This is a genomic window from Nostoc sp. CALU 1950, assembly GCF_051172895.1.
Taxonomy (GTDB): Bacteria; Cyanobacteriota; Cyanobacteriia; order Cyanobacteriales; family Nostocaceae; genus Nostoc; species Nostoc edaphicum_A.
This window is the reverse complement of record NZ_JBDNJQ010000015.1, coordinates 45210-66620: the sequence shown is the minus strand read 5'-3', so window position 1 is coordinate 66620 and position 21411 is coordinate 45210. Positions and strand designations below refer to the sequence as shown.

At 40.7% G+C, this 21411-nt stretch carries 17 protein-coding genes and 2 tRNA genes; 12 read left to right on the top strand and 7 right to left on the bottom strand.

The features are described from left to right. Window positions 1-82 precede the first annotated feature (82 nt). Window positions 83-1477 carry a hemolysin family protein gene (locus ABF638_RS07130; protein WP_435021462.1) on the bottom strand — a complete coding sequence of 465 codons (1395 nt, stop codon included), beginning with the start codon at window positions 1475-1477 and terminating at the stop codon, window positions 83-85. 75 nt (window positions 1478-1552) lie between these two features. Continuing rightward, entirely contained in the window at window positions 1553-2254 is a 702-nt protein-coding gene (locus ABF638_RS07125; protein ID WP_435021460.1) for a hypothetical protein, read from the bottom strand. A 296-nt stretch (window positions 2255-2550) separates the two neighbouring features. Between ABF638_RS07125 and ABF638_RS07120 the strand changes: the two genes are divergently transcribed. After that, window positions 2551-2623: transfer RNA gene (locus ABF638_RS07120), tRNA-Ile, on the top strand. A gap of 208 nt (window positions 2624-2831) precedes the next feature. Here the strand turns inward: ABF638_RS07120 and ABF638_RS07115 are convergent. Then, window positions 2832-3266, bottom strand: a complete 435-nt coding sequence (locus ABF638_RS07115; protein WP_435021458.1) for a hypothetical protein — start codon at window positions 3264-3266, stop codon at window positions 2832-2834. 106 nt (window positions 3267-3372) lie between these two features. Between ABF638_RS07115 and pyrE the strand changes: the two genes are divergently transcribed. The 3 genes from pyrE (at window position 3373) to ABF638_RS07100 (ending at window position 8759) form a co-directional block, all read left to right on the top strand. Next, window positions 3373-3996, top strand: coding sequence for an orotate phosphoribosyltransferase (gene pyrE, locus ABF638_RS07110; protein ID WP_435021456.1), 624 nt, complete (start codon window positions 3373-3375; stop codon window positions 3994-3996). Window positions 3997-4633: 637 nt separating this feature from the next. Further along, complete coding sequence (locus ABF638_RS07105; protein WP_435021454.1) at window positions 4634-7789, top strand: response regulator; 3156 nt, start codon at window positions 4634-4636, stop codon at window positions 7787-7789. 7 nt (window positions 7790-7796) lie between these two features. Next, window positions 7797-8759: a GGDEF domain-containing response regulator gene (locus ABF638_RS07100; protein ID WP_435021452.1), complete on the top strand. Its 963-nt coding sequence runs from the start codon at window positions 7797-7799 to the stop codon at window positions 8757-8759. A gap of 86 nt (window positions 8760-8845) precedes the next feature. Here the strand turns inward: ABF638_RS07100 and ABF638_RS07095 are convergent. Further along, window positions 8846-8917 (bottom strand) — tRNA-Thr (locus tag ABF638_RS07095). Window positions 8918-9263: 346 nt separating this feature from the next. Between ABF638_RS07095 and argF the strand changes: the two genes are divergently transcribed. The 8 genes from argF to ABF638_RS07055 all read left to right on the top strand — a co-directional run bounded on the left by argF (window position 9264) and on the right by ABF638_RS07055 (window position 16963). Further along, a complete protein-coding gene (argF, locus tag ABF638_RS07090; protein ID WP_435021449.1) occupies window positions 9264-10184 on the top strand; it encodes an ornithine carbamoyltransferase in 921 nt (306 codons plus the stop codon). 209 nt (window positions 10185-10393) lie between these two features. After that, window positions 10394-10999 (top strand): transcriptional repressor LexA, encoded by a 606-nt coding sequence (gene lexA, locus ABF638_RS07085; RefSeq protein ID WP_163929533.1) that lies wholly within the window; start codon window positions 10394-10396, stop codon window positions 10997-10999. A 78-nt stretch (window positions 11000-11077) separates the two neighbouring features. Continuing rightward, complete coding sequence (locus tag ABF638_RS07080) at window positions 11078-12550, top strand: DNA phosphorothioation system restriction enzyme (RefSeq protein WP_435021447.1); 1473 nt, start codon at window positions 11078-11080, stop codon at window positions 12548-12550. Between the two features lie 327 nt (window positions 12551-12877). Further along, window positions 12878-13051, top strand: a complete 174-nt coding sequence (locus ABF638_RS07075; RefSeq protein ID WP_435021445.1) for a hypothetical protein — start codon at window positions 12878-12880, stop codon at window positions 13049-13051. Continuing rightward, window positions 13048-15120, top strand: a complete 2073-nt coding sequence (locus ABF638_RS07070; RefSeq protein WP_435021443.1) for an AAA family ATPase — start codon at window positions 13048-13050, stop codon at window positions 15118-15120. The genes ABF638_RS07075 and ABF638_RS07070 overlap by 4 nt, the downstream gene beginning before the upstream one ends. 73 nt (window positions 15121-15193) lie before the next feature. Further along, window positions 15194-15763 (top strand): Uma2 family endonuclease, encoded by a 570-nt coding sequence (locus ABF638_RS07065; protein WP_435021441.1) that lies wholly within the window; start codon window positions 15194-15196, stop codon window positions 15761-15763. A 93-nt stretch (window positions 15764-15856) separates the two neighbouring features. Continuing rightward, window positions 15857-16408 (top strand): Uma2 family endonuclease, encoded by a 552-nt coding sequence (locus ABF638_RS07060; RefSeq protein WP_435021439.1) that lies wholly within the window; start codon window positions 15857-15859, stop codon window positions 16406-16408. Window positions 16409-16501: 93 nt separating this feature from the next. Next, window positions 16502-16963 carry a DNA phosphorothioation-associated protein 4 gene (locus tag ABF638_RS07055; RefSeq protein ID WP_435021437.1) on the top strand — a complete coding sequence of 154 codons (462 nt, stop codon included), beginning with the start codon at window positions 16502-16504 and terminating at the stop codon, window positions 16961-16963. Between the two features lie 58 nt (window positions 16964-17021). Here ABF638_RS07055 and ABF638_RS07050 read toward each other — a convergent pair whose 3' ends face one another. From ABF638_RS07050 to ABF638_RS07040, 3 genes are all read right to left on the bottom strand, one after another. Next, on the bottom strand, window positions 17022-19019 hold the full coding sequence (locus tag ABF638_RS07050; RefSeq protein WP_435021435.1) for a hypothetical protein: 1998 nt from the start codon (window positions 19017-19019) through the stop codon (window positions 17022-17024). A 6-nt stretch (window positions 19020-19025) separates the two neighbouring features. Beyond that, window positions 19026-19703 (bottom strand): GIY-YIG nuclease family protein, encoded by a 678-nt coding sequence (locus ABF638_RS07045; protein WP_435021433.1) that lies wholly within the window; start codon window positions 19701-19703, stop codon window positions 19026-19028. A gap of 74 nt (window positions 19704-19777) precedes the next feature. Next, window positions 19778-21376 (bottom strand): DGQHR domain-containing protein, encoded by a 1599-nt coding sequence (locus ABF638_RS07040; RefSeq protein ID WP_435021431.1) that lies wholly within the window; start codon window positions 21374-21376, stop codon window positions 19778-19780. Window positions 21377-21411: the final 35 nt, after the last annotated feature.

The window sequence follows — 21411 nt, the reverse complement described above, 5'->3', positions numbered from 1 at the left end:
TAAGATGCGATAAATCGCCGTCTCTACAAGTGTTTTGGTCTTATCTGAACTATATTGAGTTAAAATCCATAACTCCTAACTCTTAACTCTCAACTCCTAACTCTTCTAACCGTCGCAGTTGAATTTGATGCAGGCGTGGGCCAACAATTGATACCACAGTGAATTCAAGATTTTCATAACAGAAGGTTTCGCCTTTAACAGGAATTTTCTGTAACTGATACAGCAAAAAGCCTCCCAGTGTTTGGTATTCTCTGGTCACGGGTAAATCGAGATGCAAAACTTCGTTGAGGTCTTCGAGGTTAATTTGTGCCTGCACCAAAAATTTCTGCTCATCTAACATCTGAATCAGTAAATCGTCGCTGCTTTCAGGTTCGCCGGCGTCGCCAATGATTTCGGCAATGACATCTTTGATTGTCACTAGTCCCACAGTACCGCCAAATTCATTCACTACCATGACCATAGCGGGTTTCTCTTGCTGCATCATGGGCAAAAGTTCACTCAAGGGCGTATGTTCTGGAACAAACCGGGCGGGACGCATCCAAGGTTGGATTTGTGTCTCTAAACTTAGGTTTCCTACAGCCAAAGGTTGTGCCAAATCTTTAAAATAAACAATGCCGCGAACATCGTCCAAAGATTCACCAATCACAGGATAGCGAGAGTAACCAGTAGAAGCCATTTCCTTGAGTAATGTCTGGAAGGTGGCGTCTTTTGGCAGTGTGATAATACTGGTGCGGGGGATCATCACATCTTGGGCCATGACATCCCCAAACTCAAAGACATTATTGAGCAGTTCTCGCTCCGCACGCTGTAAACCAGTAGATCCCCATTCTGTAGAAATAATTAGTTGCAATTCTTCAGGGGTTACAGGTGGTCGCCAGCCTTGACCTGTGTATTGGATGCCAAAAATCCGTAATAAAAAACGAGTTGATTGGTTGAGAATCCAAATGAAGGGGCCAAAAAAACGCACGATCGCTTTTACCGAAGGCCCCAAAAACCTCGCTAGCTGTTCTGAGTACAGCATAGCTAAGGATTTGGGACATAATTCTCCGATCACTATTTGCAAATAGGCAATTAAGAAAAAGGCAATGGGAATTGATAAGGAATGCGCCAGGAAGGTAGTCATCCCACTAGGTAAAGGCCAGGATTTAAACCATGCATTCACCAGCACGACAATCGTACTTTCGCCAATCCATCCCAGTGCCAAACTAGAGAGGGTAATGCCTAACTGGGTGGTAGATAGCAGTCGGTCAATACTGCGTTGTAGCATTTCGACTGCGATCGCTGGAATATCCCCAGCCTTAACTAGCTGGTGAATACGCGATCGCCGCACGCTCACCATCGAAAATTCCGCTGTCACAAAAAAGGCATTTATGGCAATCAGTAGTAGCACTGACAATAACCGTAGCGCCACATCTGTCCAAATTAAATTAGGAAAACCAATCACCGCCAAAGCTCGTGTAAAACTCACGCCCTCCATTTAGGGGGGTTGGGTATTGGGAATAATTCAGTCCCCAGTCCCCAGTCCCCCAGTCCCCCAGTCCCCAGTCTCTATCTACCTTTCTACAGGAATATCCAATGCCTCTAGCTTCAATTGTTGAGCGGGATAATCAGTAAGAGCAAGTGATATTTTCTTGACATCATCAAGTAAAGCTGTGGGAATGCTCACTGTACCTGAAAATGCTGGCCCATTTACAGGCAATTCTGTTGGTAAACCCTCTGTACTGGCACTCAAGGTTCGTCCTTTATCATCGCTAACATCTAGAAAACTATAAAGGAAGCGCACAGAATCCTTACCTTTGTTCTGCATTTTCACTTTCAGTAGCAAATCACCACCGGAGTAGCGGAAAGATTCCACAGTCATGGTTACACCCTCACTTTGGGCAGTAACCGGAAAACCTAGCTGGGGTTTTTCTTCAACCACTTCTGGGGTTTTTTCCTCTGGCTTTTGCTTGCTGCTATTGGTTTCTTCATCATCTTCCTCTAGCTTTTCCGATTTAGCAGCCTTGGTCTTACCCTCAATTCGCGCCTTGACAATTTTCAGTATCTCTTCCTCTTTTAATAGCACTAGCCCTCCCTGTTGAGAGCTATTTGCCTTATTGCTGGCAAATTTGGTTGTGGGTCGCCCATCTGGTGTGGTAACGCCTTTAAGTGCTGAACTCCCTAGTTCAAACCCCAAAAATGCGCTTACAGAACCTGCTCCCATCATCAGGATTAACAAAATCAAAGTAAGAAGTACAGTAGAATTTATTTTCATCGCTGACAAGCTATCACAATAGAATGCTGGTCTATTTAAGAATAGTGAAGCTTTTGACCTCAATCCTTAAAGGAACTTAATCAATATTAGTTTGCACTATATCTATGATCAAATTATGTAGTATAAAAATCTGGTAAACTATTGTCCAGTATTCACACGTGATAAATTTGTGCTATATTCATGGAATTGGCTAAACTCAGTGCATGAGGTATTTTCCTCATTCTAAAATTAGCAAGTAAGGTTGACCTAAGAGTTAAAATAATTTACTCATAGCAACCCATAACCCAACAAAACAAGCGCCTTTGGCCGATTGGGGAGGCAACGAACTCATAATTCGTCTTCAGGCTGGTTCGATTCCAGCAGGGCGCACTGAATCTTTAAAAAGCAGTAACACAGGGTATTGGGCCAAACAGTTCCGAGTTCCGTACATGGATAGCGGGGCGTTGAGCCAGTTCTGAGTAAAAAAGTGATATTCACCACTCAGCACTCTTGAGGGGCATGGGCACTTGTACTGAATATTGCTGAAATGTTGGTTAGTAATTATTATCCCCTGCTCCCCACTCCCGACTCCCCAATCTTACCGGGATGGTAAGGTTTCAAACCTGAATTCAGTTCCTACTTTGAGTTTGTTGCTATTCAAACGAGGAGACATCATCAGTGATGTGTCATAAGGATTTGGTAAATCAGGGGTACGAATATAAGGATCGTTGCCAACTTGCTGAGTCAGGACATCATGATATAAAGTGTTAACCAGCTCTGCATCGCGGGCAATTTCATTTTCTGGGAAAGAACCACCAAAGCCGGCACCAGATCCTAGAAATGAGTCTAGCTGGCGTTTGAGGCTGCTATTTTCGTAGAAATTGCGATCGTGTCGAAAATAAGCTCGTTCAAATACATCACTCGTAGTTTCAGTTTTAGGTGTTTCCGTTTGGGCAGAAGCAACTGAGGGAAAAGCAATACCAGCAGCAAGTAGCACTAATAAACCACCAAGGGTTTTGAATTTTATACGCACGTTTCCGACTCCTCAATTTTTGTTTTGGGCGAATCTTAATTTATGCTTAAGTTCAGAACTCTGATGAGTTCAACCTTTGGTGTAGCACAACTTTTAATGTTTTGTAATGACGTATCCTACTGAAACTCTTACCCACTCAGATATTTGGGCAACCACTGCTGATTTGACTACCTTGCGCCACAAGCTACTAGATTTATTTTGCCAACTTGCTTATCAAGAGGGTGATTTTCTCCTTTCTTCTGGGCTACGTAGTTCTTATTATGTCAACAAGACACAGGTGACACTGCATCCTCAAGGTGCTTTAGCAGTTGGGCGGTTAGTGTTCCCTTTGTTACCTGTAGATACACAGGCTGTAGGTGGTTTAACAATGGGGGCTGACCCAATTGTGACAGCAGTGAGTATAGTTTCTGTTTATGAAAACCGACCGATACCAGCGCTGATTATTCGTAAGGAAGCTAAGGGTTATGGGACGAAAGCTTATATAGAAGGCCCTAGTTTACCAGAAGGTGCAAAAGTAGTAGTTTTGGAAGATGTGGTTACAACTGGGCAATCTGCTCTCAAAGCAGTTGAGCGTCTTAAAGATGCAGGCTATACCGTAAATCAAGTAATTTCACTAGTAGACCGACAGCAAGGGGGAGGTGAGTTGTACCAGTCTGCTGGGTTGAAGTTTGAAACTTTGTTTTCGATTCAGGAAGTTCAGGAACGCTATCAACAACTTGCGAATTCATAAATAATATAACTTGTACTAATTCGTAATTCGTAATTAAGAATTACGAATTGGTAGAAGTCCTGAATATAAAATAATAGGGTTCAGTTAGAGATTAAAATATAAAGTTTAGGACTTACCCATTAATAAAAAATAGCAACTTGAATTAATCGGGTAAAACTTTTTATCCAGGTATTCATACACACTTATCCATTCATAAATTAAATGTCGCCATTTCACAAAATGATGTCGCATTTTTTGCTTATAACCCTTGTATACCAAGGGTTATAATTTTTGTTGCCAAAGATACTACAAATGGGCATTTTACATAGATAGTTAAGCAAAAATTTATATTTAGATAGGAATTTTTGTGTAAATGTAGCCCAACTAGTAGTCTGCCAACCCAAAAATGCTAAGTGAGGACTGGGGAAAGGGAAAAGGGGAAAGGTTAAGGGATTTAAACCCTTTCCCCCTTCCCCCTTACCCTTTACCCCGCCAAGTTCACTTGGCGAACTACTAGACATCGCTATTTTGAAAAAGCTTTTCGATTTACTGAGTATCATTTTTAGCAAGTTTTTCAAATGATTCAAGGTAATTCTCCTTGTGAGAATTTTCAATCTAGATTTACTACTTTTGATTTCCAAAACCGTTTATCTTAGCTATGCAGTCACCAAATCCTATTTCACTCTCCTCGCTGACCCCTTCAGTACTTACGGCTTTAGAAGTGTGCAGTGATGAATCGGTGTATGCTCCGGGCTATATTCAGCCGCATGGAATGTTGCTGATACTGCAAGAGCCACACCTGAGAATCTTGCAGATTAGTGAAAATGTGGAACAGTTTTTTGGGATTTCGGCGGAAGGATTGCTGGGTAAACCATTACAACGATTGTTTTCTGGCGATCAAGTGCAACGACTTACTGGGTATCTAGCTCAAGATAACCTGGAGCTTTGCAATCCGTTTCAACTAAAAACCCGGCGGAGGGTTGCCCAGACTGATTGGCAACAGAAAAATCAGACATTTAGAGGTGTGATGTACCGGATGGTAGATGGGTTGATCCTGGAACTAGAACCTCAGCAATCCAGCAACAGCAACCATTCAACCCAGTTCTATCACCGCCTGCAAGGGGCGATCGCCAATCTCCGTAATGCCACTAACCTGAAAAATATGGCTCAAACCCTTGCCAAAGATGTGAAAGCAATGACTGGGTTTGATCGAGTTATGATCTACCGCTTTAAGGCAGACGATAGTGGTGTGGTGATTGCGGAGCAGAAACAGAGGCATCTAGAAAGCTACTTGGGACTGCACTATATGGCGACAGATATTCCCGCGCCAGCCCGCAAGTTGTTTTGCCGCAAGTGGATGCGATTCATTCCCGATGTCAATTACACCCCTATCCCTCTGATTCCCAGCAACCATCCTCTGACGGATACACCCCTCGATCTGAGTAATTCTCTGTTACGAGGAGTGTCTCACTATCACATTGAATACTTACAGAATATGGGGGTTGCTGGGTCGATGACGATTTCGTTGCTCAACGACAAACGCCTCTGGGGATTAATTGCCTGTCACCACTACAGCCCGAAACTAGTGGATTATGAAACTCGTAAAGCCTGTGAATTTTTAGGACAGTTTGCCTCGATTGAACTGGTGCATAAACAAGAACAACAATTGTATGTTTACCGAACACAGGTGAAAAAGATTCAGGATGACCTGCAACAGATGTTATTACAGGAGTCCAATTTTATTGAGCAAGTGTTGAGCCGAAATACTTTTCAATTACTGGAGCTAGTTCATGCTCAAGGAGCGGCGATTTCACTTGACGGTCATCTGACATTAGTTGGTCAAACGCCATCGATTACCCAAGTGCAGGATTTGGTGACGTGGTTGGTGCAACACCAGGAAGAACAAGTGTTTGCGACTGATTCCCTATCACGTTTATATCCAGAAGCGAAGGTATTTAAAGATCAAGCTAGCGGCATCCTCGCAATTTCAATTTTATTCAATCATGTTAAACAAAAGTCTTACCATATTATCTGGTTTCGACCGGAGCAAATCCAGACAGTGAATTGGGTGGGCAACCCCCAAGACACAGTGAAAATCAATGAAATTGGAGAGATGGAATTGTGTCCCCGGAAGTCGTTTGAACTGTGGAAAGAAACTGTGAGAGAAACTTCCTTGCCTTGGGAAATTGCGGAACTGGAAGCCGCTACAGAGATGCGAAATACGCTGATGTTGGCACTGCTAGAGTTTTCCCAGATAGCTCTAGAACAAGCGGCAGAACAAGCTGCGATCGCCAACCGTGCCAAAAGCCAGTTTCTCGCTAAAATGAGCCACGAACTGCGGACTCCTCTCAATGCCATTTTGGGATTTACTCAGTTGATGAACCGCAGCGACAAGATTCCATCTGAGTTTCAAGAAGATTTAGACATCATTAGCCGCAGTGGAGAACACTTACTAACCTTGATCAACGATGTGTTGGAAATGTCCAAAATTGAAGCGGGTCAGTTACAGCTAACGGAAAATTGTTTCGATTTGCATCAACTAATCCACTCCATCAGAGATATGGTTGCCCTCAAAGCTTTAGAGAAAGGAATTGATTTGAGAACAGAACAGCATACCAGCGTTCCTCGCTATGTGTATGGTGACGAATCAAAACTGCGCCAAATTCTGCTCAACCTATTAAGCAATGCGATCAAATTTACGACAACAGGCAATGTCAGTCTGCGATTAGAAACTTTGATCGGGAGAGTGTCCAGCATCAACTCACTTGATTCAACAGAACGCAGTCCCTCTCTTTATACCGATGATTCCAAACCAATTATCACCCTTCATGTCGAAGTTGAAGATACTGGATGTGGTATCGCTCAGTCTGATCTGGAAACTGTGTTTGCAGCCTTCATGCAAACAGAACGAGGTCGCCATACTCAAGGTACAGGTTTAGGCTTATCGATTAGCCGTCAGTTTGCCCGTTTAATGGGTGGTGATATTACAGTGCGAAGCACCCTAAATCAAGGGTCAACTTTTATTTGTGAGGTTTTACTGGGTCTGGGAAGCTCAGTGGATATCATCGTGTCGGAAACGACTCGCACTGTTATCGGTCTGGAACCGGGACAGCCCACTTATCGTATTTTGGTGGTGGAAGACTTTCAAGAAAATCGTCAGTTGCTCATCAGGCTATTGGAATCAGTTGGGTTCGAGGTCTGTGCCGCCGAGAACGGAAATGAAGCGATCGCTCTCTGGGAAAAATGGCATCCCCACCTGATTTTAATGGACATTCAAATGCCCGTGGTGGATGGCTACGAAATTACCCGGCAAATTCGAGGGAAGGAGGCAGGTAAAGACGTGGTGATTATTGCGGTGACGGCTTATGCCTTTGAGGAAGATTACATCACTAGCATTCAAGCAGGCTGCAACGACCACATCAACAAACCATTTATAGAAGCTATCCTATTTGAGAAGATTGCACACTACTTAGGAGTTTGCTACCACTACCGCGAAAAAGCTTTACTGGGGTTAGATCAGCAAACTTTACTTCAGAAATCCCTAACTGCCAAAGATTTACAGGTAATGTCGCCAGAGTGGATTATTCAGGTGCATCAAGCAGCTTTGGATCTCAATGACGCCGAACTCTACAATCTCATCGCTCAAATCCCCAACCAGGAGCAAATTCTTGCCAATGCTCTGAAATATCTGGTGGATAATTTCGAGCTAGAGGCGATAGCGAAGTGCTGCTGCGTTGGCGTTCGCGGAGCGTGTCGCAGACAAGCCTCTTTGCAAGGAGAAGCGCAGATCGCAAATCTAACCCAAACTCAGTAAAAAGATTATGGCTAATTTACTTAAATCCCCTTCGGAAACGAATATCCTCATTGTGGACGATACCCCCGATAATCTACGGCTGTTAGCCAAAATACTAGAGTTACAGGGTTATATCATCCGTAAATCACTTAACGGGAGAATGGCATTACAAGCCGCCGAGCGACATCCACCGGATCTGATTCTGCTTGACATTAATATGCCCGAAATGAATGGCTACGAGGTTTGTCAACAGTTAAAATCATCAAAAACAACAGATCAAATTCCGATTATTTTTATTAGTGCCCTTGATCAAATCAATGATAAAGTGCAGGCTTTTAAATTAGGTGGACAAGACTATATCACCAAGCCATTTCAAGAACTTGAAGTGCTAATGCGAGTCAGAAATCAGCTACTCATCAAACAGCAACACCAACAACTTCTTGAACAAAATCAACGCCTAGAGCATGAAATTCAGGAACGGTTGAAGGCTGAATCAGAGATAAGGCAGCTATCTTTAACTGATGAATTGACAGGGCTATATAATCGACGTGGTTTCTTTTGGCTGGCAAATCAGCAATTCAAAATTGCCCAACGCACACAAATGTTCTGCTGTCTTTTGTTTGTTGATTTAGATGGTTTAAAGCAGATTAATGACTCTCTAGGGCATGAAATAGGAGACAGAATGCTTGTTGACACAGCCCAATTACTAAAGCAAACCTTCCGTGATTCGGATATTATCGCTCGTCTAGGAGGAGATGAGTTTGTCATATTTGTTCCTGTCTGCTCCCGAACTACAGAGGAATTTTATCCTCGACTGCAATCAAATATTGATCGCTTTAATCAAGAGCATAATCACTCATATCAACTATCTATAAGTATTGGTGTGACACAATGCGTCTTAAATGAAAACGTTTCACTAGAACAATTGATAGAAGAGGCTGATAAGCTAATGTATGAGCAGAAACGCGCCAAACGCTTGGTAAATCATTAATTGTTCTATTGGCAGTAGAAATTATTGACACCCAATTTGTGAGTCTAGAATTAATCCGGTAAAAGCTTTCCATTATTTTAAATAAAAGCCAGCAGCGGGATTTGAACTCGCGACCTTCCGATTACAAGTCGGATGCACTACCACTGTGCTATGCTGGCAAATTTGGGGTTAGCTTCAAGTTGCAACCACAATTTCTTATTGTACCATAAAGAATTTATTTGTCTAGGTGTAATTCCTAAAAAATATCTTCCTGTTCAGAAATTAGGCTAGAAGACCAGAGATTTTGGCAATATTGGGGTTTTTGTGCGTCTAGATGGTTGAGTTGGCGTTGCAATTGTAGTGATTCCGATCGCTGATAAAGTTGATAAATTAATATTCATAACCAAAAGCTAACTCAAATCCGGGCTGAACGCAAAAGTATCTCGTCAGTTCTAAAACTGTATTTTCTTAGTACCGCTGAATAAAGGAACGGAAATATATAATTATTTTTTACAGATTACAAGCATGGCAGCATTGCTCGGACGAGATTTATTAGGTCTAGCGGACATCAGTCCGACGGAACTTCAAGAACTCCTGCAATTGGCAACTCAACTTAAATCACAACAGTTGAAGTTGCAGTGTAATAAAGTTTTGGGGTTGTTGTTCTCCAAAGCTTCAACTCGCACGCGGGTAAGTTTTACGGTGGCGATGTACCAACTGGGTGGACAGGTAATTGATCTCAACCCTAATGTCACTCAAGTTAGTCGTGGGGAACCTTTGCAAGATACGGCGCGGGTGTTAGATCGATATTTGGATATTTTGGCAATTCGCACTTTTGCACAACAGGATCTGGAAACTTTTGCTGAATATGCCAAGATTCCGGTGATTAATGCGCTGACTGATGCGGAACACCCCTGTCAGGTATTAGCGGATTTATTGACGATTCAAGAAGGCTTTGGCACTCTGGCTGGGTTAACTTTAACCTACGTGGGTGATGGGAATAATGTGGCTAATTCTCTGATGTTGGGCTGTGCTTTGGTGGGGATGAATGTTAGAATTGCTACCCCTAGTGGATATGAACCAGATTCTAGGATTGTAGAGCAAGCAAGAGCGATCGCTAACAACAAAACTGAAGTCCTCCTGACTCACGATCCAGAATTAGCCGCAAAGGGTTCTGCTGTACTTTATACTGATGTTTGGGCAAGTATGGGGCAAGAGGCAGAAGCCGATAACCGGATGCCAATTTTCCAGCCTTACCAAATTTCGGAGCAGCTGTTGAGCCTTGCTGACCCAGAGGCAATTGTTTTACACTGCTTACCAGCCCATCGCGGTGAAGAAATTACCGAGGCAGTTATTGAAGGTTCCCAATCACGAGTTTGGGAACAGGCAGAAAATCGCCTCCATGCCCAAAAGGCTTTGCTTGCAAGTATTTTAGGGGCGGAATAAAAAAAGTTAGGAGTTAGGAGTTAGGAGTCAAAATAGCGAGTGTGCGATTGGCTCCTGACTACTTGCTGGTAAAAAATTCAAAATAAATGGGTAAAAGAAAAGGAAATATTCTGACTTTTGCCTTTCATATTTTTACTTTTCTCTTGTTATGGGGAGTTTTTTGTAGTACTAATGTTCTAGAGACATTTATAATTACTTCCCACAAATTTATGGAACGTCTAACTGAAGCTCAACAAGAACTTTACGAATGGTTGGCAGAATACATTCGATCGCACCAGCATTCGCCTTCAATTAGGCAAATGATGCAAGCAATGAACTTGAAGTCACCAGCACCAATTCAAAGTCGTTTAGAACATTTACGGACTAAAGGATATATAGAATGGACTGAAGGACAAGCACGAACGATTCGGATTTTGCGTCCCGTAAAGCAAGGTGTACCAATTTTGGGCACGATCGCTGCTGGTGGTTTAATAGAACCGTTTACTGATGCTGTAGATCATTTAGACTTTTCTAATTTCGATTTACCTCCCCAAACTTATGCTTTGCGGGTAGCTGGCGATAGCATGATTGAAGATTTAATTACTGATGGCGATGTAGTATTTCTGCGTCCAGTAGCAGAACCAAATCATTTAAAAAATGGTACTATCGTCGCCGCCAGAGTTGATGGATTTGGGACGACATTAAAACGTTTTTATCGCCAAGGCGATCGCGTTACTCTCAAACCAGCAAATCCTAAGTACAATCCCATTGAAGTCAGCGCTATGCAAGTACAAGTGCAGGGTTCACTCATTGGTGTTTGGCGTGGTTACAACTGAGTAATGGGGAGTGGGGAGTGGGGAGTGGGGAGTGGGGAATGGGAAAGATAAGTACCAATGACTAATGACTAAATAAATATGTACCTGACGCAAAATCCAGTGCAACAAATGCCCACTTTCCGGTTGAAATTACCTTATGCAAGGGAAAGTAAGGGCAGTTATTATACGCAACCATTCCCAGGATGCCCAAGAATGCCTCCATCTCTGCAATTGCGGCAATATCAGCGCCAAGCGATCGCTAGCTGGTTTACGAACAATGGCAGAGGGACGCTGAAAATGGCTACTGGTAGTGGTAAAACCATTACCGCATTAGCGATCGCTTGTGAATTATATCAGCAGATTAATTTACAAGTTCTGGTGGTGGTATGTCCCTACCGCCATCTCGTCACCCAATGGGCGCGAGAATGTGAAAAATTTAATTTGCAACCCATTTTAGCCTTTGAGAATTTACGCACTTGGCAAAGTCAACTTTCTACCCAAATTTATAATCTGCGTTCTGGTTCTCAACGGTTTGTCACTGTGATTACTACGAACTCTACTTTAATTGGAGATGGGTTTCAGTCTCAACTCAAATATTTTCCCGCCAAAACTTTAATTATTGGGGATGAAGCGCATAATTTAGGCGCACCCAAGTTAGAAGAAAGTTTACCGCGCAGTGTTGGGTTGAGACTAGCTTTATCTGCCACACCGGAGAGATATTTTGATGATTTTGGTACGCAATCTTTATTTGATTATTTTGGCCCAGTTCTCCAACCAGAGTTTACCTTGAGGGATGCGATCGCTCAAGGTGCTTTGGTACATTATCTGTATTATCCGGTGCTGGTGGAGTTAACTGAAGCAGAGAGTATTGCCTATTTAAAGCTAACTAAAAGAATTGGGCGATCGCTACTTTATCGAGATCGAGAAAATGGCGGAAACTTTGAAGACAATGAAGATTTAAAGCCCTTATTGATGCAAAGAGCAAGATTAATTGGTGCAGCCGAAAATAAATTAAATGCTTTGCGAGATTTAATGATTACTCGCCGCGAAACTACTCACACACTTTTTTATTGTAGTGATGGTTCCCAAGATGCGGGACAACGTTCATCTCTACGCCAACTCAAAGCTGTTGCTAAAATTCTCGGAGTGGATTTGGGGTACAAGGTAAGCACCTATACAGCCCAAACAACTTTACAAGAAAGGGAAATTTTACGGCATCAATTTGAAAGTGGGGAATTGCAAGGTTTAGTTGCAATTCGTTGTTTAGATGAAGGTGTTGATATTCCAGCAATTCAAACTGCGGTGATTTTATCAAGTTCTGGCAATCCCCGCCAATTCATTCAACGACGGGGGCGAGTTTTACGTCCTCATCTTGCTAAGGAACGCGCCACTATATTTGACATGATTGTTTTGCCACCAGATTTAGATAGAGAAACTATAGAAGTTGAGCGTAATCTATTGAAAAAGGAATTGCGTCGCTTTGTAGAGTTTGCTGATTTAGCTGATAATGCTGGGGAGGCAAGAATGAAGTTACTTGATTTGCAAAAACGATATGGTTTATTAGATATTTGATGATGAACTATATAGTTGTATTTTTTTGTAAAATTTTTCGAGTTTTGAAAAAACAAGCATTAAGTATGAAATAATAAAATTATGAGTTTAACAATAATGGGATGTAAGTAAAATTTTTAAAGCTGCTTATATTCAATTATGATCTAAGTTGTTAATATTAATAATATCAGAGAGCGATTAAATAATAAAGTCTTTTTTCAAAGAAAAATATAAATTTGAAAAAATAGTTTTTGCAAAATTAAAGATAACGCTAACAGTGGCTTTACGGAGGTAAATACAGCAGTAGAGAAAGTTAAAATATAGAAAAAGTATATTTCCAAACCCAAGATGTCACAAGAGGCAAATATTGATGATGTACAGGAGCCAATAACCAGCGCTCCGTCGGAGGTACGGCGAATTATTGAGCGGGTATGGAAGTTGGAAAAAGGCAGACTAGATAAAAAGATTAACAGCCATATAAATGATAATATTTTGGACATTATTAAGGAAGAGGTGCGATGAAGCTGACTTCAATCAAGCTATGCAACTTTCGCTCCTTTTATGGTACGACACCAGAGATGCTACTCGCGGCTGGAGATGTTCAGAACACAACGATTATTCATGGGAATAATGGCTCTGGAAAAACCAGTTTACTAAATGCCTTTACTTGGGTATTATATGAAAAATTTAGTGCAGCATTTGCATCGATAGAACAGTTAGTAAATAAGCGTGCGATCGCAGAAGCTCAAAAAGGTCAAGCTGTAGAATGTTGGGTAGAGATTGGCTGGGAACATGAAGGTAAACGTTATCGAGTTAAACGCGCCTGTCGGGGTTATAAAAACGAAAGCGATTTTGATGCTGGCAAAACTCAATTAACCATGTGGGTTGGTGCGGATGATGGCAAATGGAATATACCAACTCAGCAACCAGACGATATAATTAATCAAATTTTGCCCGCTACTTTACATCAATATTTTTTCTTTGACGGCGAACGAATTGAAGAAATAGTCCGTTCTGATAAAAAAGCTGAAATTGCTGAAGCGACAAAAATTTTCTTGGGTGTAGAAGTAATCAACCGTTCCATCAGACATTTGGGAGATGCTAAAAAAACTCTAGAAAATGAGTTAAAAGCTATTGGTGATTCTGAAACGAAACAGCTATTACGACAGCAAGAAAAGATAGAACGAGAACGTGAACGCATTATCAAGCGACAAACGGAAATTAAAGAAGAGTTAGACTATCAACAAACTTTTAAAAAAGAGACAAGTAATCGTTTACGAGAATTGAGTGCTGCTAAAGAATTGCAAGAAAGATGGCAGGATTTAGAATCGCAGAAAATTGCGAATCAAGAAGAATATAAAAAAACGAAGGAAGCGCTGAAAAAAATTATTTCCGCACGGGGTTATACCGTCTTACTTTCAGAAACTACATCCCAGTTCCGAGGGATTATCGATGATTTGAAGCAGCGCGGCGAGTTAACATCAGGAATTTCACGAGAATTTGTGAATGATTTACTCAATTCTCAGCGCTGTATTTGTGGCGCAGAATTACACGAGGGTAATCATTCTCATACTCATGTGAGTACTTGGTTAAATAAAGCTGGTTCCTCGGCGGTGGAAGAAACTGCAATTCGGATGATAGCTCAAGTAGATGAAATTGATAAACAAGCAATAGGTTTTTGGGAAGAAGTTGACAGAGAACAAAGTAGAATTAATCAGTTAAGGCAAAGCATATCTCAAATTGAAGGCGATTTAGACAATATTCAAGAACGGTTAAGAAAAGACGCTAATGAAGAAATTAGTAGTTTGCAAAAACGGTTAGATGAAATTGAAAGTAAAATTGATGAATTAAATCGAGAACAGGGTGCAAATCAGCAGCAAATTGCTCAACTCACAACTGAGATTGAAGGTTTGAATAAACAAATTGCAAAGCAAAAGCTGAATGAAGACAAGCAAACTTTAGCACAACGACGAATTAACGCCACTCAAGATGCAATTGAACGGTTAACAGAAGTAAGAAATCGTCAAGAGCAGCAATTTCGCTTGCAACTAGAAAAGCGAGTACAAGAGATATTTATGGAGATTTCTGTGACTCCATATATTCCTAAAATTAGTGAAAAATATGAACTGACATTAGTAGAAAATATTACAGGTATAGAAGTACCAGTTGCAGCATCCACGGGGGAGAATCAAATTCTCAGTTTATCCTTTATTGCCAGCATCATTGACAAAGTAAGGGAATGGAGTGAGAAACGAAAAATGATGATGATTCCCGACAGTAGCACTTTCCCAATTGTGATGGATTCACCTTTTGGTAGTTTAGATGAGAATTCGCGGCGACACATTGCGAAGACAATTCCCCAATTAGCGAATCAGTTGATAGTTTTAGTTACTAAGACTCAGTGGCGGGGTGAAGTTGAAACGGAAATGACAGACAGAATTGGTAGAGAATATGTGCTTACGTATTATTCTTCTAAGCCTGATTGCGAACAAGATTATATTGAATTGGGTGGAGAAAGATATCCTTTGGTGAAACAAAGTCCGAATGAGTTTGAATATACGGAAATTATCGCAGTTGAACGGAATGGGTAATTACTCACCCAGAGACGCAGAGGCGCAAAGGTTTTTTCTTGGTTACATTTGAGAAAAAGAGAGGAATAAAGTTATGGTTGCGAGTTCAGACAGAAATTATATGTCTCCCCAAGAATATCTGGAATGGGAAGAACGCCAAGAAATTAAATATGAATATATTGATGGTGAAGTTTTCGCCATGACTGGGGGTACTCTTCCCCATAATGATATTGCTTTAAACTTAGCTTCAGCGTTAAAAAGTCACCTGCGAGGGAGTGGGTGTCGTGTGAATATGGCGGATGGGAAAGTAGGTGTATCTGAGAAGGGGCCTTTTCATTATCCCGATGTTGTGGTGAGTTGCGATGAACGGGATAAACAAGCTATTCAATTTCTCCAATATCCTTGTTTAATTGTTGAAGTTCTTTCCCCTAGCACAGAAGCTTACGACCGAGGTCAAAAATTTACGCGATATCGTCGCATTCCGACTTTGCAAGAATACGTCCTCATCGATGCTGAAAAAATTGGTTTAGATTGCTTCCGATTAAATGATAGAGGACTCTGGGAGTTACACCCTTATGAAGCAGGGCATGAAGTTCATTTAACTAGTGTTGATTTTAAATTTCCTATTTCTTTGGTTTATGAGGATGTTCAGTTTGCAATATAAATTTTGGAGAAACGAACCGCCAAGGTGCAGAGAACGCAAAGAAAATAGAGGGCGTAAAATTGAGATTATCCCTCATTAATTAGAAGTTATTTTATGAGTATTAAAACTGAAGCAACTATTGAAGATTTGTACCACTTACCTGACAATTGTAAAGCAGAGATTGTCAATGGAAAATTGGTGCTGATGTCTCCAACTGGATTTTTACCAGGACGTGCAGGTGGTGAAATTTATGCAAGTCTACGGGATTATGAACGTCTGACAAAAAGTGGTTACGCTTTGCCTGATAATGTCGGTTTTATTGTCAATCTCCCTAATCGCCGTTCTTTAAGTCCTGATGCTGCGTTTTATACTGGCAAACCTACAGGTGGGAAGTTTCTTAATGGTGCGCCTGTGTTTGCTGTTGAGGTGCGAAGTGAAAATGATTACGGTGATAAGGCTGAGAAAGATATGGCTAATAAACGCCGTGATTATTTTGCGGCTGGTACGTTGGTAGTTTGGGATGTAGATGTACTCAAAGAGGAAGTTATTAGAGTATATCGCGCTAATAATCCTGAAGAACCGCAAGTTTATCGCCGTGGGGAGGTGGCTGAAGCTGAACCCGCAGTGCCAGGATGGACTATGTTAGTGGATAATTTGTTTGTTTAGCGATCGCTCACATACTAGTATAAAATAATGCGCTAATAATTACTATCACTTCCAAGTTTCGGTTAAAATAGCAACAATGTAGATATTAAAACAATGGCTGCAAACAGAATCAGGGTTGCTAAAGATAAGGCTGAGTTGGTGAAATCTCTAGTCGCATCAAAAGACACAACTGCGCCTTTTCAAACTTATGTAGAAGTAATGGTGTTTGCAGCAGCATTGGGCGTTAAAAATAAAAAGCGCATTCCTTTAGACGTAATTTCTAAAGATTTATCCCCACTGCGACAAGATTATTTTACTAGCAGCTTTACTCTATTAATTAATTTGTTGGCTATCACCGAAACAGAAAACATTAAGGTTATAGGTGATGATAATGTAGCTGACGAGCAACGTATTCACATTTTTGAAGAGTATGCTAATGGTGGTTTAGAGATTATACAAAATGAACTGCGCGGAGCAGTAGACTATTCAGAGCGACTTTTATTGATTCTTAGTTATGAAAGAACGAATGCAGAGCAGCAAGATGAGGAATTTGATCTAACCAAATTCCTATCTTGAACTACCCTCTATTAAAACTAAAACTTAAGAAAAATTAACTTTAATAGACTTGAGATTTTTATTCAGAATCAACTTCATCCTCTTGTTCTGATACTTGGAGAAGTGAAGATTGAGTATTTAATTCTGGCAAACCAATAGCGAGTATAGCAGAAAACCTATCTCGAATCATGTCTTCTTTTTGTTGAGTGTTCATTTTTTCATGTTCTTTTCCATAAAAAGCAACAGTATCAAAACCTTTATATAATGCTTTGTAAGCATCTGTGCAACCTGCCCACTCAGCTTTATTTTTATCTGCACTAAAGAAATTGAGTAGTTTTCGCCGCGATAAAATTTGAGAACCTCTTGCAGCGTCGATTTCTGTTTTACGAGAGCCGAAATACCACAAGCACAATAAGGAAAAGATTCTATCTTCTACAGTTTTCGCAACTTTAATTTTGTCAGTACCCTGGTTTATTGCTATAAATGTCCATAAACGAAAAGGATAATCTGGCAGGTTAGCATCTACTTTTAAAATACCTTTGTCATATAATCTATCTAGACAACTCAATACGTCATCAATATTACCTAAATTTGTGTCTTTGGCTTTATAGTCAAACTCCACAATTCTGCCTAGACGAACTATAGCTTTCTGAAATATAGCTTTGAAAGCCCATTGATTATCTTTCATGCTATTAATAGCAACTTGATGAGAGAGTATCTCTCGACTATTCCAATCACTATCTTTAGCAATTTCTTGCTCTCGAATAATTCCTTTATGTTTACTCGTCTGAGCTTGATAGCTACCAAAAGTACCCTCGATCAAATCATGTTCGCGAGCATACTGTAGCAGGTTTCGATACGGCTTAAATTCCAATAAAAGTTTGAGTAGCCAAGAACGAAAGTTAACTTTAAAACCTTCTATTGCAGAGCCAAGGTAATTTTCTGGTATTCGAGAAAACGGTGTAACAGGATTTCCATCTTCGTCACAGTAGTCTTCTATGTAATATTCTTCAAGAGTACGTCCCTCGTACTGAACTTTTTCCTCACCTGTACCAAGAGCAGAGTCAATACTTTCGATAAAATCTAGTACGTGCTTCTTTTCCATTGGATCGCGTGGTGGTTTCAGATCCAGTGCTGCTGAAATCAGCAAATCTAAATGAACTAGTGAATTTAGGTAGTAGGAGCTATCAAATCGGTTCGAGTCGTCTTGCCAGCGTACTAGAGAAAGAGGAAGTTTATCTTTCGCATCTTCCCCTGTACTCTCAGTTAATAAAGTTCTAACGCATTGGGCGCTAATGCTTTTGTCATCAAGAATAAGCTCTCTAGCCTTATCTACAGTCTTAGCATTCTTATTCAAATCAGTGAATAATTCACGAGCGATTCCCCGGATTGAATAATCAGAAGCACTCTGAAGATTCTTGAAGCCAGCACTAGGATGAAGCAAGATAAATAAAATTGGTATTTTTGTTTGTTGCTCAATTGTGCGAAGAGTACCACCTCGAAACCTGGGATCTTCACGAAAGGTACGGAGCGCCCAAAGACGATGTTGCCCATCTACCGCTACTGCTAATACTCTATCTTCATCCCAACGCAGCCGAGCAGAAACTCCAGTAGAAACAAATTGAACACCCCCAAAGTTCGCAATCTCACTTTGAAAATCCTTCCATTGTTCGTCATCAGGATCTGTGCCATCCCAAGGTATAGGGGGAGGTGTTACGTTTGTAGTCTCATCGAAAGCGTTCTGAATTTTACCATCGCTGTCCTTTGGCATCAATACAATAGTAATTGCATTAAAAAACTTCAGCTTATTTGGATCTAAAAGATAACCTTTAACTATGTCATCTTCTACTCTCTTCTCATCAATTTCTCGCTGAAAAAGCTCTTTAAGAGACCATTTTGTATCTAACGAAGCGGGGATTTGTTCAGCTATTTTTAACTCATCAATAGCTCGGTTAACATCAACCAAAGAAAGGACGTATGGCAGTGCTACACCTTCAGATAAAGTGTAAATACCAGTTAAACCGTATAGAGGTTTATTGAATCTTGATTTTCCTTCATTATTTGAGAATATCAGCATTTGATCTCAACCGTATCTAAGAGTAAATGATGGAAGAAATAGTCTAGATAAAATATCTTCAACTAGTTTGTCTGAAGCGAGTTTAGAAAATTCATAGTCTTCTTCAATTTGATTATCTAATTCGTCATCTTCATCAACACTATCTGGAACAGTGTTTGTATTATATGAAGTATGAATAATTAGAAGCCTGCATCTATTAATTTTGTGTCCAGCATCTGCAAGGCGATCGCGTAAAATGCTACCTTCACGAATATGACTGCGAATTCTAGAGTATAAATTAGTTGCCTTTCCTATATATAATGGCTGCTGAAATATGAGGGAATTATTCAAAAGCATAAAGAGCAATTGACGAAAGGAGGAATCAGCAGCTAACTCTTTCAGCAAAAGCTCTTTAGAAAATGAAGTCTCTGCTTGGAGTTTTATTTTGTGTGCTGGAGGCAGTTTTGTTTCTCTCGGAGCCGAATGCTCCTTACAAAGTTCCTCCAAAATATAGTTAGCAAAGACTTGAGGATCATTGATGGCATTAGCATCAATCTCGAAGCGACGATACCAAGCGTAGACACCGCCGATATTATCGGGGATGCGGCTTAAAACAGCACTATTTCCACGTATCTGTGCCAAATCGTACAAGACGACGTTTTCACTTAGCTGTTGCACAGCATCACTACCATATAGCCATGCCACAGAGTAGACTCCCTTTATACAATACGTATCAGGGTAGCATAATAATTTCTTTAAAGGCGAGTAATTATTAGCAACTACAAAACAGATGGAAGTCCTACAGCTTTTGGTTCAACAAACTTGCCATCAAAACCTATAGTTTTATCTTCCACAGTCCTAGCATCCGCCAAAGCCTTACGAAGTTCAGCACGTTCCATCTGTTCCTGAATTCCACCCAGGATGTAAACCAATAACTTCGCGGCTAAATCTCGTCCAGCAACCTGCACCCGCTTTTTATTTGGGTCATACAAAACCCCATACCAAAGAGATTGGGGATATTCCATACCACTAAAACCACCTTGCTGGTCAAACTTCCGCAATTTTTTAAAAATATCTACGAGGGAAAAACCTTTTTTAAAAACCAAAATTCCCAAAGCTTGCGCTAATGCAACTTGAGCAACTGGACGGAAAAGCATATTTCCTTCACCTCCATCTTTCTCAAAGCTGAAACGCCGTAAAGCTGGTGTATCCTCATGTTCTAAAATCTTATAACTGGAAAGACTAGCCAAAGAATCAAATAGCTTTTTAAATTCCTCAATTCCCTGTTCAATTTCTTCATCCTCTGGACGCATGGGAATTAGACCTTTTTCTAAAGGTTTCCAGTGGGGGAACTTATGAACCAAATATCGCTCAGACATATCTTGTAGAGCTTGCAAAGTCGTCAGAACTGTAGAATTGGAAGCGACTGTTGCACTATTCCAATTAACGCGAGGATTACGCTCTTGTCGTTGTTCTAATAGTGGATGTGTAACTGCAATTTTTCTAGCAACGATCGCAAAACCATCATCTTCATTCAACTGTGTTAGTTGCCCTTTAGTCAACGGTGCAGCCATCAGGTTGACATGAACAAAAATCGATCTTACTCTGCGCCTCGCCTGGGTGCGAGTTTCCCCAGCCGCTACCGCACAGATGAACTCAATACCAATTTTTTCTTTGGGTAAATTTTGCAAGTAAGCAAGGTCTACTTGGTACTTTTCTATCAAATCATTGACTGTAATAAAACTGTCATCAGCACCTTTATCTTTTTTATAGCGCTGGAGTTTACGAGTTTTAATTAACTCCATCAACCCCTGTACACCCATTAATCTGTGTTGACCATCTAGTGCATAAATAGTTACATCATCTTCAGAAATATTTAGCAGACCTACTTTAGCGTCTTTATCTAAGGGTATAAAATCAGTAGTAGACTTGGTGGCGCGTCCTTCACTATCCCACTCAGCAGCTTTGGGATTATCCACCCACGGTTGATTAATTACTACTAGTACTGGGGGGAACTTATGGTTGTGTCGAGCCGCTAAATACTGCACTAGCGGCGCTTGACGTGACCAATCTAGGGGACGCTGCTGAATTTCATCAATACTATCTGCATCAATTTCGACATTATCAGTTTCTGGATTATACTTTTTTTGAAACAGAGGTAAGCCAGAGGCGAAGTGAACCCGACCTGCAAACCATTCCAAGGTAACAGAACTAACATAAGCCTCCGTACCACCCATCTCAGTTTTCTGAACGAGAATCTGATCTTTTCTTCCTAAAAACTTCTCTAGGAGTAAAGCTAGTACCTGTTTTTCCTTGTTTTCCCGTTCCAGGTACTCTTTAGCAATGTCAGCAGTGGGGTCAGATGCACTATCTTTCATGTTAAATTTTAAAAACAGAATAAGATTATGTCGTT

Excerpts from the sequence above, each read along its gene's own strand:
- ABF638_RS07065 (WP_435021441.1), top strand. The coding sequence starts at position 15,194 with ATGGTTGCGAGTTCAGACAGAAATTATATGTCTCCCCAAGAATATCTG.
- ABF638_RS07050 (WP_435021435.1), bottom strand. The coding sequence starts at position 19,019 with ATGCTGATATTCTCAAATAATGAAGGAAAATCAAGATTCAATAAACCT.
- ABF638_RS07040 (WP_435021431.1), bottom strand. The coding sequence starts at position 21,376 with ATGAAAGATAGTGCATCTGACCCCACTGCTGACATTGCTAAAGAGTAC.
- ABF638_RS07130 (WP_435021462.1), bottom strand. The coding sequence starts at position 1,477 with ATGGAGGGCGTGAGTTTTACACGAGCTTTGGCGGTGATTGGTTTTCCT.
- ABF638_RS07100 (WP_435021452.1), top strand. The coding sequence starts at position 7,797 with ATGGCTAATTTACTTAAATCCCCTTCGGAAACGAATATCCTCATTGTG.
- ABF638_RS07060 (WP_435021439.1), top strand. The coding sequence starts at position 15,857 with ATGAGTATTAAAACTGAAGCAACTATTGAAGATTTGTACCACTTACCT.
- pyrE (WP_435021456.1), top strand. The coding sequence starts at position 3,373 with ATGACGTATCCTACTGAAACTCTTACCCACTCAGATATTTGGGCAACC.
- ABF638_RS07055 (WP_435021437.1), top strand. The coding sequence starts at position 16,502 with ATGGCTGCAAACAGAATCAGGGTTGCTAAAGATAAGGCTGAGTTGGTG.
- ABF638_RS07070 (WP_435021443.1), top strand. The coding sequence starts at position 13,048 with ATGAAGCTGACTTCAATCAAGCTATGCAACTTTCGCTCCTTTTATGGT.
- ABF638_RS07080 (WP_435021447.1), top strand. The coding sequence starts at position 11,078 with ATGTACCTGACGCAAAATCCAGTGCAACAAATGCCCACTTTCCGGTTG.
- lexA (WP_163929533.1), top strand. The coding sequence starts at position 10,394 with ATGGAACGTCTAACTGAAGCTCAACAAGAACTTTACGAATGGTTGGCA.
- ABF638_RS07105 (WP_435021454.1), top strand. The coding sequence starts at position 4,634 with ATGCAGTCACCAAATCCTATTTCACTCTCCTCGCTGACCCCTTCAGTA.
- ABF638_RS07075 (WP_435021445.1), top strand. The coding sequence starts at position 12,878 with ATGTCACAAGAGGCAAATATTGATGATGTACAGGAGCCAATAACCAGC.
- argF (WP_435021449.1), top strand. The coding sequence starts at position 9,264 with ATGGCAGCATTGCTCGGACGAGATTTATTAGGTCTAGCGGACATCAGT.
- ABF638_RS07125 (WP_435021460.1), bottom strand. The coding sequence starts at position 2,254 with ATGAAAATAAATTCTACTGTACTTCTTACTTTGATTTTGTTAATCCTG.